The 751-nt window shown below is 42.2% G+C and carries 1 protein-coding gene; it reads right to left on the bottom strand.

From position 1 onward, the window contains the following. The coding region (locus ACNAV8_RS11575; protein ID WP_415777751.1) for a M3 family metallopeptidase at positions 1-751 on the bottom strand (751 nt) is incomplete at both ends.

Genomic DNA, 751 nt, shown 5'->3' with positions numbered 1-751 from the left:
CCACATCTGCGATATCAATTTGCGTGAGCATATGATGAATACCGTGTCCAAATTCGTGGAATAAGGTGGTGACTTCATCGTGAGTGAAAAGCGCAGGTTTATCACCCACTGGTGCGTTAAAGTTACAAGTGAGATAAGCCACTGGCTGTTGAATTGTGCCATCGACTTTACGGCGGCGACCAACACAATCGTCCATCCACGCACCGCCACGTTTATTTTCACGGGCGTATAAGTCTAAATAAAAACTACCGCGCACTTGATCTTGGCTATCAATCAAATCAAAGAAACGTACATCTTTATGCCAAGTGTCCACATCAAAACGTTCAACAGCACGAATGTTGAATAAGCGTTTAATCAGCTCAAATAAGCCTGAAAGTACGCGATCTTCGGGAAAATAAGGGCGAAGTTCTTCATCATTAATGGCGTATAAATGTTGTTTTTGTTTTTCGCTGTAAAACGCAATATCCCAAGGCTCAAGTGCGGTAATATTAAAGTGAGTTTTACAAAACGCTTCTAATTCCGCTAATTCTTGTTGTCCTTGTGCTTTGGAACGGCTTGCCAAATTATCGAGGAAATCCAACACTTGTTGCGGATTTTCAGCCATTTTAGTGGCAAGAGAAAGTTCGGTGTAATGCTCAAAATCAAGCAATTTCGCCAACTCAACGCGCAAAGTTAAGATCTCTTGCATAATGACGGAATTATCCCATTTCCCTGCATTCGGGCCTTGTTCTGAAGCACGAGTTACAAAAGC

Origin of the sequence: Avibacterium endocarditidis (assembly GCF_965138825.1) — a bacterium.
In the GTDB taxonomy this organism is placed as follows: Bacteria; Pseudomonadota; Gammaproteobacteria; order Enterobacterales; family Pasteurellaceae; genus Avibacterium; species Avibacterium endocarditidis.
This window is presented reverse-complemented; position numbering and strand designations above follow the sequence as displayed.